Source organism: Terasakiella sp. (genome assembly GCF_048267425.1).
Classification (GTDB): Bacteria; Pseudomonadota; Alphaproteobacteria; order Rhodospirillales; family Terasakiellaceae; genus Terasakiella.
This window is the reverse complement of sequence record NZ_JBLWXN010000022.1, coordinates 1-17554: the sequence shown is the minus strand read 5'-3', so window position 1 is coordinate 17554 and position 17554 is coordinate 1. Positions and strand designations below refer to the sequence as shown.

General features: G+C 45.2%; 19 protein-coding genes and 1 tRNA gene. 16 read left to right on the top strand and 4 right to left on the bottom strand.

Annotated features, from left to right (window positions below; all coding sequences use genetic code 11):
- From ACN0VA_RS17655 to ACN0VA_RS17600, 12 genes are all read left to right on the top strand, one after another.
- The coding region (locus ACN0VA_RS17655) for a cupredoxin domain-containing protein (protein ID WP_417822432.1) at nucleotides 1-222 on the top strand (222 nt) is incomplete at its 5' end.
- A 14-nt stretch (nucleotides 223-236) separates the two neighbouring features.
- Complete coding sequence (gene lgt / locus ACN0VA_RS17650; RefSeq protein WP_417822431.1) at nucleotides 237-1052, top strand: prolipoprotein diacylglyceryl transferase; 816 nt, start codon at nucleotides 237-239, stop codon at nucleotides 1050-1052.
- A 106-nt stretch (nucleotides 1053-1158) separates the two neighbouring features.
- The gene (petA, locus tag ACN0VA_RS17645) at nucleotides 1159-1578 is read left to right on the top strand and encodes a ubiquinol-cytochrome c reductase iron-sulfur subunit (protein ID WP_417822430.1); all 420 of its coding nucleotides are present in this window, start codon (nucleotides 1159-1161) and stop codon (nucleotides 1576-1578) included.
- An 8-nt stretch (nucleotides 1579-1586) separates the two neighbouring features.
- Nucleotides 1587-2057 (top strand): c-type cytochrome, encoded by a 471-nt coding sequence (locus tag ACN0VA_RS17640; protein ID WP_417822429.1) that lies wholly within the window; start codon nucleotides 1587-1589, stop codon nucleotides 2055-2057.
- A gap of 135 nt (nucleotides 2058-2192) precedes the next feature.
- Nucleotides 2193-2729, top strand: coding sequence for a Spy/CpxP family protein refolding chaperone (locus tag ACN0VA_RS17635; protein ID WP_188665356.1), 537 nt, complete (start codon nucleotides 2193-2195; stop codon nucleotides 2727-2729).
- Between the two features lie 267 nt (nucleotides 2730-2996).
- Nucleotides 2997-4253 (top strand): TolC family protein, encoded by a 1257-nt coding sequence (locus tag ACN0VA_RS17630; protein ID WP_417822428.1) that lies wholly within the window; start codon nucleotides 2997-2999, stop codon nucleotides 4251-4253.
- A complete protein-coding gene (locus tag ACN0VA_RS17625; RefSeq protein ID WP_417822427.1) occupies nucleotides 4250-5980 on the top strand; it encodes an efflux RND transporter periplasmic adaptor subunit in 1731 nt (576 codons plus the stop codon). Before ACN0VA_RS17630 ends, ACN0VA_RS17625 begins: the two co-directional genes overlap by 4 nt.
- Nucleotides 5977-9138, top strand: a complete 3162-nt coding sequence (locus ACN0VA_RS17620) for an efflux RND transporter permease subunit (protein WP_417822426.1) — start codon at nucleotides 5977-5979, stop codon at nucleotides 9136-9138. Before ACN0VA_RS17625 ends, ACN0VA_RS17620 begins: the two co-directional genes overlap by 4 nt.
- Before the next feature lie 41 nt (nucleotides 9139-9179).
- Complete coding sequence (locus ACN0VA_RS17615) at nucleotides 9180-9548, top strand: copper-binding protein (RefSeq protein ID WP_417822425.1); 369 nt, start codon at nucleotides 9180-9182, stop codon at nucleotides 9546-9548.
- A 206-nt stretch (nucleotides 9549-9754) separates the two neighbouring features.
- Nucleotides 9755-10144, top strand: coding sequence for a hypothetical protein (locus tag ACN0VA_RS17610; RefSeq protein WP_188665341.1), 390 nt, complete (start codon nucleotides 9755-9757; stop codon nucleotides 10142-10144).
- A gap of 231 nt (nucleotides 10145-10375) precedes the next feature.
- The gene (locus tag ACN0VA_RS17605; protein WP_188665338.1) at nucleotides 10376-10645 is read left to right on the top strand and encodes a hypothetical protein; all 270 of its coding nucleotides are present in this window, start codon (nucleotides 10376-10378) and stop codon (nucleotides 10643-10645) included.
- Nucleotides 10646-10665: 20 nt separating this feature from the next.
- Complete coding sequence (locus ACN0VA_RS17600; protein ID WP_188665335.1) at nucleotides 10666-11328, top strand: DsbE family thiol:disulfide interchange protein; 663 nt, start codon at nucleotides 10666-10668, stop codon at nucleotides 11326-11328.
- 234 nt (nucleotides 11329-11562) lie between these two features.
- On the opposite strand, the gene ACN0VA_RS17595 is transcribed toward ACN0VA_RS17600, so the two are convergent.
- A complete protein-coding gene (locus ACN0VA_RS17595; protein ID WP_188665332.1) occupies nucleotides 11563-11706 on the bottom strand; it encodes a hypothetical protein in 144 nt (47 codons plus the stop codon).
- 150 nt (nucleotides 11707-11856) lie between these two features.
- Here ACN0VA_RS17595 and ACN0VA_RS17590 point away from each other — a divergent pair, with 150 nt between their 5' ends.
- The 4 genes from ACN0VA_RS17590 (at nucleotide 11857) to ACN0VA_RS17575 (ending at nucleotide 14965) form a co-directional block, all read left to right on the top strand.
- Nucleotides 11857-13053 (top strand): c-type cytochrome, encoded by a 1197-nt coding sequence (locus tag ACN0VA_RS17590; RefSeq protein WP_417822424.1) that lies wholly within the window; start codon nucleotides 11857-11859, stop codon nucleotides 13051-13053.
- A gap of 71 nt (nucleotides 13054-13124) precedes the next feature.
- Nucleotides 13125-13559: a cytochrome c gene (locus ACN0VA_RS17585; protein ID WP_188665326.1), complete on the top strand. Its 435-nt coding sequence runs from the start codon at nucleotides 13125-13127 to the stop codon at nucleotides 13557-13559.
- Between the two features lie 23 nt (nucleotides 13560-13582).
- A complete protein-coding gene (locus tag ACN0VA_RS17580; protein WP_188665324.1) occupies nucleotides 13583-14053 on the top strand; it encodes a c-type cytochrome in 471 nt (156 codons plus the stop codon).
- Between the two features lie 21 nt (nucleotides 14054-14074).
- Nucleotides 14075-14965: a c-type cytochrome gene (locus tag ACN0VA_RS17575; protein WP_417822423.1), complete on the top strand. Its 891-nt coding sequence runs from the start codon at nucleotides 14075-14077 to the stop codon at nucleotides 14963-14965.
- A gap of 23 nt (nucleotides 14966-14988) precedes the next feature.
- Here ACN0VA_RS17575 and ACN0VA_RS17570 read toward each other — a convergent pair whose 3' ends face one another.
- From ACN0VA_RS17570 to ACN0VA_RS17560, 3 genes are all read right to left on the bottom strand, one after another.
- Nucleotides 14989-16383, bottom strand: a complete 1395-nt coding sequence (locus ACN0VA_RS17570) for an ATP-binding protein (protein ID WP_188665316.1) — start codon at nucleotides 16381-16383, stop codon at nucleotides 14989-14991.
- A complete protein-coding gene (locus ACN0VA_RS17565) occupies nucleotides 16380-17102 on the bottom strand; it encodes a response regulator (protein WP_417822422.1) in 723 nt (240 codons plus the stop codon). Before ACN0VA_RS17565 ends, ACN0VA_RS17570 begins: the two co-directional genes overlap by 4 nt.
- A 375-nt stretch (nucleotides 17103-17477) precedes the next feature.
- A tRNA-Met gene (locus tag ACN0VA_RS17560) sits at nucleotides 17478-17554 on the bottom strand.

The window sequence follows — 17554 nt, the reverse complement described above, 5'->3', positions numbered from 1 at the left end:
GACACCATTTCGGTCAAAAAAGGCATCCCTGTTCGATTGACTTTTAGACGCGAAGAAAATGCCTCCTGTTCTGAAATGGTCGTTTTGCCTGATTTTGAAAAAAGTGAAAAGCTCCCTGAAGGCAAAGAAATCAACATTGATTTTACACCAAGCCAGACCGGAGAGTTTGAATTCACCTGTCAAATGGGCATGTATCGAGGCAAGTTGCTGGTAAGCACTTAAGGAGGAGAGCAAAGATGTCTTTTCCTGATATTGATCCTGCCCTTATTCAAATTGGACCCTTTGCCATTCGCTGGTATGCGCTTGCCTATATTGCCGGTTTGATGTTGGGCTGGGCCTACATTAAATGCATGTGTGGTCGTTTCAAGCATGCCATTACATCAGAGAACGTGGATGGTTTCCTGTTCTGGGCTATTGTCGGTGTCATCATCGGTGGTCGGGGCGGTTACGTTCTGTTCTATAATCTGGATTATTACGCCAGCAATCCAATGGCAATCTTACAAGTGTGGAAGGGTGGCATGTCCTTTCATGCTGGCTTTTTGGGTGTGGTCGTTGCGACCTACCTATACGCCCGTAAGAAAAAGATTGAAGTTATGCTTCTTGCAGATTTGGTGGCAACCGCAGCGCCTATTGGCTTGTTGTTTGGTCGGGTCGCAAACTTTATCAATGGTGAACTTTACGGTCGTGTTACGGATGTTGCCTGGGGTGTGGTTTTTCCGAACGGGGAAGAAGCCCCCAGACATCCGAGCCAACGCTATGAGGCCGCGCTGGAAGGTCTATTGCTTTTTGCCATTCTAAATATTCTGGTGCGATTTTCCGCTGTGCGGGAACGTCGAGGGTTGTCAACCGGGATATTTTTGATCGGCTACGGCTTAGCACGCTCATTTGTTGAATTATTTCGCCAACCGGACGTTCAAATTGGCTTTTTAGCGGGAGGTTCCACTATGGGGCAGTGGCTTTCCGCTCCTATGATTGTGATCGGAGTTGGCTTGATCGTCTACGCTATCTTTAAAAAGCCGTCAGTAGAAAGTCAGAAGGAGATAGTCATGTGAGCACAATAGTTTCACAGCCTAAGCGTCGGGATATTTTGTTGCTGGGTACAACCGCGGTTGGTCTTTCTGGTACGGCCTTGCCCTTTGGCCGTTCATTGACTCCACGATGCCTGCTAAAGATGTTGCCGCTTTGGCAACGACTGAGGTTGATATTTCTCCTATTGAAGAGGGCCAGCGTATTACAGTGGTTTGGCGGGGAAAACCTGTTTTCATTGAGTACAGAAGTGAAAACACCGTGCAGAAAATTCGTTCTGAAAAAACTGAGGATTTACGTGATCCTCAAACAGATGAAGACCGTGTACAAAAAGCGCAATGGCTTGTTGCCATTGGGGTTTGCACTCACTTGGGATGCATCCCGATGGGGCAAAAAGAGGGAGACCCAAGAGGTGACTGGGGAGGGTGGTTTTGTCTTTGCCATGGTTCCCATTATGATCAATCAGGGCGAATCAGGAAAGGACCTGCGCCGCGCAACCTTGCTGTCCCGCCCTACACTGTCAAAGCAAATAATATTCTCCAGATTGGATAAGAAAAGATATGAATAAAAATGCTCTCGCAGTTTCTATTGCGGCCCTATTTAGCGTCGGTGTGGCAACGTTTAGTTATTTCCAGTTCGCAGGTGCAGTCGGTGGAGCTGATCCTAAAAACACCCATCAAGTCGCGCTTGGCAAACAGGTGTATGATCAAAATTGTGCCTCCTGTCATGGGGTAAACTTTGAAGGGGAAGACCCGGATTGGAAGCGCACAAAAGAAGATGGGACCCTATATGCCCCTCCTCATAATGGCGATGGTCATACATGGCACCATGGCGATCAGCTCTTATTCAAATACGTTAAGGAAGGCGGTCAGGCGATTGCCGGAAAAGATTTTAAAAGCGCCATGCAGCCTTTCTCAAAAAGCTTATCAGATGAAAAAATCTGGGCAGCCCTTGCCTATATCAAAACGTCCTGGAAAGAGAAACAGTTGGAGTTCCAGACCAAGGTGAGCGAACAAGAAAAGTCTCAATAGAACACAAAAAAGGGAAATGACAAACTTTGTCACAACTTTAATGTTTTCAGACACATGCTCGTTACATTACCGTATTATAATATTAAGAATATAAGGAGCTTAGGGCTCTATCATTTCAAAATAGGGGAAGTTAAAATGAAACGCACTTTTTTGATTTCGTCCGTAGCAGCACTTGCTATTGTCGCCGTAGCTTCTTACAGCGCTTTTGCACATGGTCCACAAAATGGGCAACGGATGGGCGGCGGTATGATGGGCATGATGATGGGAGGCGGCTATGGCCATATGAGCCAATATATGCAGGTCAAACCGCTTACGACTGACGAGCTGAAAACAAAGCTCAAACTCACAGATGAGCAAATTCCTGCATGGACAGCTTATATCAATACGTTAAAAACCACAGAAGAAAACTTTGAAACCCAACATGAAAGTATGGATCCACAAACCATGCATGAAATGAGCTTCGAAGATCGTCAGAATTATATGAAAAGCATGTGGGATGCCCACAGCGAAGATGCAAAGGCCCTTGAAACAGCTGAAGCTGCCCTCTTGAAAGTCTTGACAGCAGAACAAGCTGAAATTTTCAAATCTACCCCAACATTTGCAGATATGCCCTGTGGTGGGAATTATGGCGGTGGCTATATGATGAACTCTGCACCTCATATGTCTGAATAATCCTTCAGGCGATAAATAAGGTTAACAGTGAAGAAGCCTACAGGATTGTGGGCTTCTTTTTTTGTGCGGCTTTAGAAGGGAGAAACTGGCTTGCAGGATTTGGTCAAAGTTTGTCACAATTTGGCACAAACTACCCTAGTCATTGAAAAACATTAGTCACATTTTTTCTTCACATTCATCTCAACTAAAATTTTGCACTGCCAAACAATGATGAATGAAAGGATAAAGAATGTCGGTCGGCTATAGATTTCAAAAGGGTGCGTACAAATGAGAAAATTACGTACCTTAAGCGTGAGCTTTCTTACGTTGTCCCTTTTTAGTACCGTCGTTTTCGCTCAGGAGCTCAGTCTCTCAGAAGCGGAAAACCTTACTCTGGCAGCGGACCCCTTATCAAAGCAATTTCAGAGCAATTCAAAAGCTCAAGAAGAGCTTGCTATTGCAGAAGGACAACTTCCCGACCCTATGATCAGTCTTGGGGCCTTAAATCTGCCCACTGATACCTTTAATACCGACCAGGAAGCCATGACCCAGTTTCAGGTCGGCATCACACAACAAATCCCAAATTTCAGTGCGCTTGATGCCAAATCTGAAATCGCATCAGCCCTTTCTCGTGTAGATCAAGCAAATGAGACAACAAGGAAACTCCTTTCCCTTAAGGCTGTACGCCTATCTTACCTAGAAGCCCTATATTGGAAAAAAGCTTTACTGATTCTAGAAGATTACAGAGATTTGGTTGAAGATGACATCAAGTCTGTGCAGGCAAGTTACAGTTCGGGCCGTATCAGTGCGCAAAGAGTTCTCGCAGCTGAACTTGCTTCTAGTCTTCTTGATGATCGATCCTTAGATGCTCTTAAAAACCTTGATGTTACCAAAGCAAACATCAGCAAATGGATTGGTGAAAATGCAAATGCCAGAACGTTACCTGACGACCTACCTGTATTGGATCTCCCCTTAAATGAAATAGCTTTCTTGGATGCACTTACACAGCACCCCTCTCTGAAAATGTTCAATGAGCAAGAAGAGGCATCCAAAGAGCGTGTCAAACTTGCAGAAGCTGACTATGCACCAAAATTCGGTGTCGGTGCATCATATGGATACAGACAAGATACACCCATGGGACAGGAACGTGCTGACCTCGTAAGCTTTAAACTGACAATGAGCATTCCCCTCTTTACCGAGAAACGCCAAGACCGAAAACTCAGCGCGAGCAAACATCAAGCAGCTGCCGCACGCCTTCGTGCAAATGAGCAATTACGGGAATTAACGCAAGAATATCGGTCTGAAATCGCAAATTATACCCGCACACAAGAACGTCTTGAAAACTTTGAAACACAAATTCTTAAACGCGCCCAAGACAATGTGTCGGCTGCGATTACGGCCTATCAATATGAAGCATCCGATTTTGATGAACTGGTTCGCGCCCGTGTTGCTGAACTGGAAGCCCGCCTTAAACATCTGCGTCTTCAAATAGACAGTTCAAAGTCGCTTGCTCGCCTTCAATACCTTCAAGGAGAAACGCTGTGAGTTCGAAAACAGTTGTGATTGCCCTATCCGCTGGAATATTGGGCGCAATCGGTATGTATGGCCTCCAGCAATCCGGTATTTTAAATAGCTCAGTAGGTAGCATGGGAAGTAGCGCCAGCGCGGAAAAGAAAATCCTCTATTGGGTTGCCCCCATGGACCCTAACTTCCGTAGCGAAAAGCCCGGTAAATCCCCCATGGGTATGGACTTAATCCCTGTCTATGAGGGAGCTGAAAACAACGACGACGATAGCAACGCGATTAAGATCAAACCTTCCGTCGTTAATAACATTGGTGTCAGAACGGCATCTGTCGAACGTTTGGACTTATCTCAGAATATTGAGACAGTGGGGTATCTGGATTATGATGAAAGCAAGATTAAACAGGTCCATGTGCGTTCAGATGGCTGGATTGAACATCTTGGCGTTAAATCTGTTGGGGAACGGGTAAAGCGTGGTCAATTGCTGTTTGAATATTATTCCCCCGATCTTGCAAACGCGCAGGCAGAGTTTCTTCAAGCCTTACAAACAGGGCGTACAGGGTTAATTTCTGCTTCAGCAGAGCGCTTACGTGCGCTTGATTTCAATCGAGATCAAATTGACCAGTTGAAGAAAACACGAAAAATCCAGCGTTTAGTCCAAATCCGCGCGCCACAAGATGGTGTTGTATCCGCCATGAATGTACGTGATGGTATGTACATCACACAAAAACAAAGCACTTTCACGCTGGCTGACCTGTCATCCGTCTGGTTGCTCGCCGATGTATTTGAAGATCAGGCCCAAGCTGTAAAAGTTGGACAAGAAGCCTCTATGAGCCTGTCTTATGCGCCGGGCAAACATTGGAAAGGTCGGGTGGAATATATCTACCCAACGCTTGATGCCAAGGCCCGTACATTAAAAGTACGTCTCAAATTCGACAATCCGGATGAAGAATTGAAGCCAAACATGTATGCCAAAGTCAGCATCTCCGGTGTGGGGAAAGATGGCGTTCTTACCGTACCACGTGAAGCTGTTATCCGTTCTGGCAAGCATGATCGTTTGATCTTGGCCTTGGGAGAAGGCCGCTTCAAGTCTGTCGAAGTTATCAGCGGCATTGAAGCCAACCAGCGCATTGAAATCGTCAAAGGCATTTCAGAAAATGACAAGGTGGTAACATCTGGTCAATTCCTGATCGATTCAGAAGCCAGTCTTTCCGCCAGTATTCAACGATTATCTGATACAGACGCAAAAGAAGAAAGTGGTGAAACCGCTGCACCAACGACAATGGCTAGAATCAATTCCCTTATGCCCGATCACGGTATGGTCAACCTGACACATGAGCCTATCCCCGCAATCGGATGGCCTGCGATGACCATGGACTTCACACTTCTGCAAAATGCATCGTTGGATGGCCTTAAGGAAAATGATTCTGTCCATATCACATTAGCCCAAGATGCCGAAGGTATGTGGGGTATTGCCAAAATCATGGCTCTGACTAGCCCAAAAATTGAAGCCTATGGCGAAGGTGTGATCAATTCGGTTTCTGTTGATCGTGGCACCATCAATATGAAGCACGCCCCCATTCCCGAAATTGGATGGCCGGAAATGGAAATGGATTTCACCAAATTGGGAGACTTTGATATTTCAGCCCTCAAAGCCGGGTACAAAATCCGCTTTGGCTTAGCCAAGGATGGCGAAGGTATGTTTGGTCTGGGCAGTGTTGAAATACTGGAAAAGGGTCACGCCCAATGATTTCCAATATTATTCAATGGTCAGTGAATAACAGATTGATCGTTATCTTACTGACACTTCTATTTGTTGGCTGGGGTTCCTATACGGTGATGAAAACACCGCTGGATGCCATCCCGGATCTTTCCGACGTTCAAGTGATCATCAAGACCAGTTACCCCGGTCAGGCCCCCCAAGTTGTGGAAGATCAGGTCACCTATCCCTTAACAACCGCTATGCTGTCTGTTCCCGGTGCGACAAATGTCCGCGGTTATTCCTTCTTCGGTGATTCATATGTTTATGTAATTTTTGAGGATGGAACAGATCTTTACTGGGCTCGTTCACGGGTGCTGGAATATCTCAGTCAGGTTGCGCCCAACCTTCCACCGGAAGCACGTGCGGCTTTGGGGCCGGATGCAACGGGTGTGGGATGGGTTTATCAATACGCCCTGATTGATAAAACCGGTAAACATGACCTGTCTCAACTACGCTCCATTCAAGACTGGTTTTTGAAATACGAACTTCAAACTGTCCCCGGTGTCTCTGAAGTTGCGACAATCGGTGGGATGGTGAAGCAATATCAGGTTATCGTTGATCCAGATAAACTGCGCGCTTTCAACATCCCCTTAGCCAAAGTTCGCATGGCCATTCAAAATGGCAACAAGGAAGTCGGTGGCTCTGTCATCGAAATGGCAGAAGCTGAATATATGGTCCGCGCAACGGGTTATATTCAATCTGAAGAAGATTTACGATCAATTCCATTAGGAGCAACTTCTACCGGCACCCCTATCACAATGGGAGATGTGGCAGATGTCCGTGTTGGCCCACAACTACGTCGCGGTATCGGGGAATTAAACGGTGAAGGCGAAGCTGTCGGCGGCGTTATCATCATGCGTTGGGGGGAAAATGCCCTAACCACAATTGAAGCTGCAAAAGCCAAAATTGAAGAACTTAAAAAAGGTTTACCGGAAGGGGTGGAAATTGTTGAAACCTATGACCGTTCCAACCTGATTGAACGTGCTGTTGAAACATTGCAAGAGAAACTGATTGAGGAATTTATTGTTGTTGCCCTCGTTTGTGCGATCTTCCTCTTCCATGTGCGCTCTGCCCTCGTAATTGTGGCAAGTTTGCCCGTGGGGATCATTGCTGCCTTCATCATTATGGGACAGCAAGGGATTAATGCCAATATCATGTCATTAGGTGGCATTGCCATTGCCATTGGGGCTATGGTGGATGCAGCCATTGTGATGATCGAAAATGTCCACAAACATATGGAGAAAACCGAGCTTAATAACGAGAACCGTTGGCGGGTGATTTCACAGGCAGCGAGTGAAGTTGGCGCTCCCTTATTTTTCTCTCTCTTGATCATTACATTGAGTTTTGTACCTGTCTTCACGCTAGAAGCACAGGAAGGACGTTTATTTTCACCACTGGCATTTACCAAAACATATGCGATGGCAGCCGCAGCAATCTTGTCGATCACATTGGTGCCTGTCCTTATGGGATACTTCATTCGGGGTCATGTGGTGCATGAACATAAAAACCCGGTCAATCGCGCACTCATTGCCATGTATCGCCCCTTTATCAACACCGCACTTCGTTTTCCAAAAACGCTGATTGTTGTTTGTCTGGCCTTGGCCTTAAGTGCCTACTGGCCTCTCAAAAATCTTGGCAGCGAATTTATGCCGGAACTCGATGAAGGCGATTTGCTCTATATGCCCAGCGCATTCCCTGCCATTTCAGTCGGTAAGGTCAATGAAGTTGTCCAGCAAACAAACAAGCTGATCAAGACCATACCAGAAGTGGAAACTGTCTATGGTAAAGCGGGTCGTGCAGAAAGTGCGACGGACCCTGCCCCTCTCACGATGATCGAAACCACGATCAAACTAAAACCGAAAGACCAGTGGCGTGAAGGTCTGACGACGGATGATTTGAAGCGAGAGCTAAACCAAATCGTCGATGTACCCAGCTTGACCAATACTTGGATCATGCCAATTAAAAACCGGATCGACATGCTGGCAACAGGAATTAAAACACCCGTCGGGATCAAAGTTGCAGGTCCTGACCTTGAAGTCATTGCCAAAGTGAGTGAAGAGATTGAAAAGGTTATCAAGAATGTCGAAGGTACAGCCTCTGTTTATGCTGAACGGGTAACAGGTGGGCGATATGTCACCGTCGATATTGATCGTGCAGCGGCATCGCGTTACGGCCTGAACATTCAAGATGTTCAAGATGTTGTCAAAACTGCTATCGGCGGAATGACAGTGACACGCACGGTGGAAGGCCGTGAACGCTACCCTGTCAACTTACGTTACCCACGTGATGTGCGTGATTCTGTTGATCAGGTTAAAACCCTGCCAATTGTAACACCAAGTGGCGCACAAATCCCCTTGGCAGAAGTTGCGAACGTCAAAGTGGTCGGTGGGCCGGGTATGATCCGCTCAGAAAATGCCCGTCTCAATGGTTGGATCTATGTCGATATTGCAGATCGAGACCTCGGGTCTTATGTTGTGGATGCAAAACAGGCAGTCGCCGATCAGATCAAGCTGCCTGCTGGGTATTCTATTGCTTGGTCAGGTCAGTATGAATTTATGGAACGCGCCAAACAGAAGCTTTCCATCGTGGTCCCTGTGACGATTGCCATTATCGTTGTCTTATTATTCCTCAATTTCAAAAACCTGGTTGAGGTGGGCATCATCATGGGCACACTACCCTTTGCTCTGGTGGGAGGTGTCTGGCTTCTTTATCTTTTGGGATACAACTTTTCAGTAGCTGTCGGTGTGGGCTTTATTGCCTTGGCAGGTGTAGCGGTCGAGATCGGAGTATTGATGCTCGTCTACCTGAACCAAGCTCTTGACCGCCAAATGGATCGTGTCGCAGATCGTCAGATCACACGGGAAGACCTTGATAAGTCGGTCATTGAAGGTGCGTTATTACGTGTCCGGCCCATTATGATGACATTCTCTGTCGTTATTGCAGGGCTTCTCCCGATTATGTTTGGTACCGGCACAGGATCAGAAGTCATGCGACGCATCGCGGCCCCCATGGTGGGCGGCATGATCAGTGCCACAGCCCTCGCTCTGCTCATCATCCCGGCTGTGTTTGTGTTGTGGAAACGCGCGCAGATGAAACGGGCAGAAAAACAGTTCAAAAAACTTGAAGCCCAAGAAGCGGCTTCTTGATTGATCACCTCTTAATTCAACTCCATAAAAGGAAAACTTAAATGAAAAAACTTCTCTCTATCGCTTTGGCTGCCTTAAGCATTGGCTTTCTAAGCACTGCTGCGTTGGCAGATGATGGGCACACTATGAAAGAAATGAAAGGCCATGAAATGACAAAAGAAATGAAAGGCCATGAAATGACAATGGAAGGTATTCATGCCTCCGGCACAGTCAATGGCGTTAAAGATGGCAAGATCAATATCGCTCACGGAAAAATTAAAGAATTGGGCTGGCCTCCCATGAAAATGGATTTTACAGTTGCTGAAGGTGTTGATGTTAGCAACGTCAAAGCTGGTCAAAAAGTAGACTTTACTTTAGGTAAAGGCAAAAGCGGCATGTATGAAATTATGGGGATTAAAATGGCTCATTAAGCCGTTTCATTCTTTGTACATGATCAAAAGAGGTGCTTAGCGAGCACCTCTTTTGTTTATTATTTGTCAGATAGATAGATCGAAATATTTTGTTTCAATTTAAGATGTCTTTGTTGCAAAAAGACACAATCAGGACAAACAACTGACAAGCCTGTCCGCCATATTCCTCTTCAGCGAAACATACTAACCTAACAAGAGGAAAACTTATGAAACGCTCTTCACTTTTTGCACTCGCTCTTCTCGCAACGACAGCCATCTCTTTTGGTGCCCAAGCCGGTTCTGTCACCGAGTATTCCAATACATGGAAACCCGGTTTCTCGCATGATGACGGTCCCTACCAATATACACGGACAAAAACCGTGCAAGAAGATACCGGCTATTACCCTGACAGCAAGATGATGACCGTAACGAAAACATCAAGCACTCCACAACCTGGTTATACACCTGATGATAACGGAACGTATTTCAAGGTTGTTCAGGTTCCCAACCCTAAATATGGAACCAACATGGTTCAAAAAGCGCCGCATGAACAAAGTGAATGGGCTGCAGATCATTCATATGACGATGACAAAAAAGTCTACTATAAAATCAATTGATGTAAAATTGACAAGATTTTGAATAAAAACGAGCTGAGATTACTCAGCTCGTTTTTTATGTATTGAAGGAAACTATCACACAAAAAATTGTTGCAAATTGTGACAACCCTACTCTTCGACAAACTCTCGTAATGAAATTGATGTTTAATGCAATTGATCAACTGAGAGAAAAAAGGATCCTCTCGTGATTTCCCTTTACCTTCATTCCCCCTGTTAAAAACGGAGATTAACATGAAACACCTCAAATCATTCTTTGGTTCCCACATGGGCATGATGTTGATTTGTTGTCTTGCAATGGTTGGTGCTTATTTTCTGTTTGCCAGTGGTATTGCACAAGGAAGTACTTTGGCCGCATTAGCTCCGTTAATCGCCTGTATCGGTGTTCATTTCCTTATGATGAAAATGACCGGCAAGAGCTGTCATGGATCACATGAGCACGACAAAAAAGAAAACAAACAACAAAACGCCACCCCTCACGGCATCCCTAAAACCACCTCTTAATTTTACAAAAGGAGTTTGTCATGGGCAGCCACCATAGCATTCACCTTCACCACCACGTATCAAAACAGGCAGACATCAAACATAAGAAATATGTCGTAACCTACCTACCTGTTTTGATCATTCTGGCTCTGATCGTCGTTCTCTTTGGCAGTTACAATTTCTTAAACACCAAAGAGACCACCTCAACCATCGGAACCAACGTTCCTGATTTTTCGCTTCCTCCTGTTAAAGGGGAGCTGTCCGGCTTGAATTCAGGTGATTTTACAGGCCAAATTTCACTCATTAGCGTTTTTGCATCTTGGTGTGACGAATGTCAGGAAAACCATTCTGTGCTTGTAGAACTAACACAACAACAACAAATTCCAGTTTATGGTCTGAATTATAAAGATCCTCCCAAAGATGTCCGCCTTTGGCTGGATAGACATGGTAACCCTTTTAAAAAAATTGGCGCAGATCTAAATGGCGATGTCGCTGCAAGCTGGGGTGTTTATGGTCTCCCCGAAGTTTTTGTGATCAACGCAAACGGACAGGTCATATATCGGCATATGGGAAGTATTAATTCTGAGCAATTTAACCGAGATATTCTGCCTTTAATCACCCAAAATGAAAGACAAACTGAACATGTCTTCCCCCAGAATACAAATGAAGAAAAGGCTGTTGATCCAGCATCGAAAGATTTGTAGGGACGCGTTCAGGAAATTGTCAAAGCGCGATAACTTGCCGAAGAGTCATTGTCGATAAAAGAACTCAAGCAACGATTTGGTATTTTCAGTACACGGGTCCATCAGTGCCTTTATCAAAATAGACAACAATGCCATGAACCAACACGACACCCGTAAAAAGAGAATTTTGTGACAAAATTTGTCAAACCCGGCAATTGTCAAACTTTGTCATGCTCTTCTGTGTTCCGGACATACTTACGACATGACTTCTCGTGAAAATAACTTCCACGAAAGGGCGCTGAGATAGGTGATTTGAAAATGCAATTCCACAAAGTAAAGCATTTCACCAATTGCACGTACCATCGTCATTAAAACATTTGAGGAACTGCGAGAGGCCATGAGCGAAACACTTGGATATGCCAAACTAATTGGCTGTGATATCGAACAGGTTCCCCAATGTATCAAAACCATGGTCGATTATGTTGAACCAAAGGAACGTGGGGAAAAAAACTCGTGAATAACAGGGCATTTGCCAAAATAGCATCAATCATGGCAGTAGGCATTTTCATTGCTTCATCTGTCTATGCAGAAAATCCGAAACAAGATGTTTACCTTCATCAACTGAAAGATGTCAGTGGGATCGTTTTCAATCCAAAGGATCAAGAAAAATTCACCGTATCCACACCGCATGGCATCTTTACGGTACGTGACAACGGCCTAGTCAAAAAATTAAACAAAACACCCGGCTATTTTATGGAACTGATTTCTCATCCAAACAATCCAAATGTCATGTTTGCTAGTGGCTATGTCAGCAAGACAGAAAAGATGGGCGTTGTTCGCACAGAAGATGGCGGACGCAATTGGCAGGAACTCGGTGAAGGCGCAAAAGGGAAAGCATCCTTTTATGCCATGACCATCAGTCCGATCAATCCACGTATTCTTTATGGTGTAGATGAAGCAATTCAGGCAAGTCGTGATGGCGGTAAAACTTGGCAAGTGATCAGCCCGATCCAAGGTGAACGCATATTTGAAATTGCTGTTTCCCCCCTAAATCCCCAGACCGTTTATGCAGGAACATTCAATGGTCTGTTGAAAAGTGAAGACGGAGCCAAGACCTGGAAAAATATTGGCCCAATAGACAAACCTGTCGTCTCCCTTGAAGTGACCAAGCAAGGGGAAATCCATGCATTTATCTATGACTATGGATATATCAGTTCTTCAGAAAAAAGCCTTAAGTGGAAACGTGGGGCAAAATTTTTCCAGAACCGCGCATTGTTAAACGTCACTATTGACCCTCGTAATCCCAAACATATCTACGGTGTGTCAGATACAGGTGCCATGATGATCAGTAAAGATAGCGGTAACAGCTGGGCCAGCTTTGAAGGTCATCAATATAGTTCTGCGAAACGTATAAAGGCAGGTAAACAACTCTACGAAGATAACTGCCTTGCCTGTCATGGAAAAAATGGCATTGGTGAAAACCCGGATGATCCCGCAGCCATTGATGACAACGGTTTACCACTGGCTCCTTCTTTGAACAATACGATGCATGCTTGGCATCATTCAGATAAACAGTTGATATTGACGATTTTGAATGGATCGCCACGCAATGAAAGAATGATAGCTTGGAAAGAACAGGATCTTACAAGAGAAGATGCTGAAAATCTGGTTGCCTATATGAAAAGCCTTTGGAACTTCAATAGTCTGTCATGTCAGGGACCGCGACATATGAGCTGCATGCATTAAAGGAAGCGGATGATTATTGTTACTGAAACGCATACAGACTAAGCCCTATACGGTAAGAAAAAGAGAAACAAATGAATTTTTCCCAACAAATCCCTAAAATATTGATTTTCGGCCTGCTCTTGAGTGGTATCGGTGTTGTCGTCAATAACATGATGTCCGGTTCAAGTAATGCTGCCATCGTAGATGTCAAGATGCCCGCCAAACTGTCTGCAAAAGCGGTAAACGGTAAAAGAACATTTTCGAAGAATTGTGAATCTTGCCATGGTGAAAACGGTTCAGGTTCTGAGCAAGGACCACCGTTAATTCACGATATTTACAATCCTGGCCATCACGGTGATGAGTCCTTTTATCGTGCTGCTGTTTCAGGCGTCACAAGCCACCACTGGAATTACGGCAACATGCCGGCTCAACCTCAAGTATCTCAATATGATATGGAAAATATCATTAACTTTATTCGTGAAGTCCAAAGCCAGAATGGTATTCGCTATAAAGCCCATGGAATGTAATCCCTCAAATAGAAAGACCTAAAATGAAAAAAAAATCTTTTAAAACTAAAGTTTTAACTCTCAGTGCTGTCATAACTGTTTCAGCCACAACAGTTGTATTCGCCCACGGTGGGGCAATGGGCGTTATTAAAGAGCGTATGGATCTAATGAGCGCCATTGGCAAGAACATGAAATCCGTTGCAGCAATGGTAAAAGGCGAAGTCAAGTTTGACCCGGCTGCAATTGAATCATCTGCCAAATCCATAGCAGAGCATTCCACCAAAGTTAACGACCTGTTCCCAAAAGGCTCATTGGATAAGCCGACTGAAGCCCTGCCTGCTATCTGGGAGGATTGGGATCGTTTTACACAGTTGAGCAAAAGTTTAGAAACAGAAACCAATAAACTCGCTGAAGTCGCTGCCTCTGGTGATAAGCGCGCAGTAATGATGCAATTTGCAAAAACAGGAAAAATTTGTTCCACCTGCCATACAGATTTCCGCCTTAAAAAAGACTAAGCAACAAAACCAGGAGCCCCCATGTCCAAACATTCTTATGCATCAGGCTTTTTAGCCTTAGCCCTTATGAGCTCTTCAAGTGCGATCGCCAACAACAACGACGAAGACGCTATAAAACGAGGGAAATATGTGATGGATATCGGGGGCTGCGTTTCCTGCCATACGGATAAGAAAAACAAAGGGCAACATTTGGCGGGAGGTGTCGCCTTACCCACACCATTCGGGACATTCTACACTCCCAATATTACATCTGATGAAAAATATGGCATTGGCGCATGGACAACTGAGCAATTCATTGAGGCCATGACGCAAGGGGTCGCCCCAGACGGATCACATTACTTTCCTGCTTTTCCTTATACCTCATATGCAAAAATGAAAAGACAGGACCTGATTGATTTAAAAGCTTACCTCAACACCGTTGAGGCAGTAGCTGAGCCGACACCCAATCACGATGTTCCTTTCCCCTTCAATATTCGTGAGGGCATGATCGTCTGGAAAGAGTTGTTCTTTGACGATAGCCCCTTTAGCCCAGATCCTTCAAAAAGCACCATGTGGAACCGGGGTGCCTATCTGGTAAACGGCCCCAGTCATTGCGTTGAATGCCATACATCTCGCAATTTCCTCGGTGGGTTGGATAGGGATAATTTACTGGCAGGGGAACCAAAAAGCCCAGAAGGTGAAAAAATACCTAGTCTACTCATTTCAGATGGAAGTGAGTTCTCAAATTGGAGTCATGCTGATACCATTTTTAGCCTTCAAATGGGAATGACACCAAAAGGTGACTTCCTCGGCGGTTCCATGGGAAAAGTTGTGACCAACACCACAGGCAAGATGACCGAAGAAGACCTCCAAGCGATCGCGACCTATCTTGGCAAACCGATTAAAAAGAAATCTGCGGGCAAGCGCGACTGAAACAAAAAAATCCGGAAGGTCGATTATTGAGGAAGGATCACCTTAGCCTCAAGCCCGCCTTCCTCTCGATTACTCAGAATAAGTTCTCCGCCATGGGCCTCCACAATGGATTGCGCGATGCTCAACCCAAGACCTACCCCTCCAGTATCTCGGTTACGTGATGCCTCGCAACGATAAAACGGCTGGAGAACTTTCTTCAATTGATCCTCGGGAATACCCGGTCCTTTATCACAAACAATGATTTGCAGAGCGTCAGTATCCATCGTGACGGAGATTTGAGCAGCCTCTCCATATTTAACAGCATTTTCAATCAGGTTTGAAACAACGCGTTTCATGCCGACCGGTGCGCATTCAAACAGAATTTTCTCACAATCGTCAAACAACACTTCCTTGCCTGCATCTTCCAGATCATCGCAAATGCTGCTAACAAGGGCCGATATATCCACTTTGCGGCGTTCTTCCGTTTCGGCTTCCTGTTTTGCAAACTCAAGGGTCAGGGAAATCATATGTTCCATTTCATCCAGAGTTTCCAACATCTTTTGACGATCTGTTTCATCCTCCACTAATTCTGAGCGAAGGCGCATTAATGTAATTGGCGTGCGCAAATCATGAGAGATCGCAGCCAACATTTGGGTGCGGTTTTCTATCATTCGCTGAAGACGATCCTGCATTTCGTTGAAGGCTCTGGCTGCTTCCTGCACTTCCAGGGGCCCGGATACGATCATCGGGTCAGCTTTAACATCCTTCCCCAACCTTCTCGCCGCTTGTGCAAAGGTGCGTAATGGAACTGTTAACCGTCGAACAACCCAAATCGACAAAACAATAACAGCAACAGCCATAGAAATAAGCGACATGATGGAGGTTGGTGACCAGAACGGATTGCTTTCTGGAATATCGGTTGCGAAATTTAACCACTTACCATCAGGTAAGGTAAAAGATACCCGTAAGGATTGATGGGCAGAAATACCGTGCATTTCGCTCATCATTTGCATATGCATCCATTGATTGGGGTGAAATTGCCCGAGAAAACCACCATCATGTGGCGTTTCAAATAATTGTACAGCCAAGGGCGTATTGGTCGGTAAACCAATTTTAAAACGAAGGAATTGTTTTAACAGCGTTAGCTGCTCACCATCGTTTTGCACATTAACCAATGTGCTTTCAGGACTTATAGACACCCGAAACGTTGGTTCATTTAATGCCGCAACAATGCGGCCTCGCCATTCAGGCGGTGTTTCAATAATGACGTGGGAAACACTGGCAATACGTTGTGCCATGTTGCGTCCACCAAGCATGGAAAGTGATTCCGTACGATCCCCCGAATAAATCACCATACTCAAAAAGTGTGAAACACTGAGGCCAATCAGCAGCACCCAAATGGTTTGTGTCGTCAGCGTTTTAGGCAGGAATCTTCTCATTCTTTTGTGACTTCAGGCGTGAAAACATAGCCCCCACCCCAAACCGTTTTAATGAGTTCCGGAGCTTTGGGGTCTTTTTCGATTTTACGGCGTAATCGGCTGACTTGTGTATCAATGCTCCGATCAAAGGCGACAGATGCTCTGCCCCTTGCAATATCCAGAAGCTGATCTCTGTTAAGGACTCGTTGTGGACGTTCCACCAAGGCCATCAGCAAAGTAAACTCCCCTGTACTTAAGGGAACCACAACTTTATCTATCGAAATAAGCTCTCTCTTTGACGTATCAAGCTTCCAGTCATCAAACAAATAATTGATGGGCGCATCAGTAGATACAGCGGGAATACCGACGTCGTGATAACGTCTCAAAACAGCTTTGATACGAGCAAGCAATTCGCGGGTGCCAAAAGGTTTGGGAACATAATCATCTGCCCCCATTTCTAAACCAATAACCCGATCAATTTCTTCGCCTTTGGCGGTCAACATAATAATCGGAATATTGGAATCCGCCCTAATATCACGACAAAGGGTCAAACCGTCATCACCCGGCAACATCAGGTCCAACAAGATCAAGTCAATGCGGGCATCTGATATAATCTTCTTCATTTCCCGACCGTCACCAGCTGTTGAAACACGATAACCATCTTTGGTCAGAAAACGTGAGACCAAATCTCGAATTTCTTTATTGTCATCTACGACAAGTATATGCTGTGAAGTACTCATGGGTACCGATTATATCTGTCTTATCAAAATGATGCGAAGATAAAAGTGTGACAGAGTTTTACAGAACATTTTGAAAATAAAATCGTACCATAAACGTCACGAGCATTCATAAGCTGATTTATAGATGTTTACCTATTGATGACCCAAGGAGATTTCGGCGGGTAACAGGGCAGATAGTTTTGGTGTCATTTTATCGCTCTTATCAGGTCGAGCGGGGGCCAGATTTATCGTACTCGCTCGCTACGCTTGCTGCGTCGTTGCCTTCGGCCGAACTTCCGGAATAGCGCGCCTTGGCGCTATTCCTTACTGATCATATATGCCACCCACGTATCAAAAAACAAAAAGCCCCGCCCGTTGGGCGAGACTTTATGTTTTTGGTTGCGGGGGCCAGATTTGAACTGACGACCTTCAGGTTATGAGCCTGACGAGCTACCGGGCTGCTCCACCCCGCG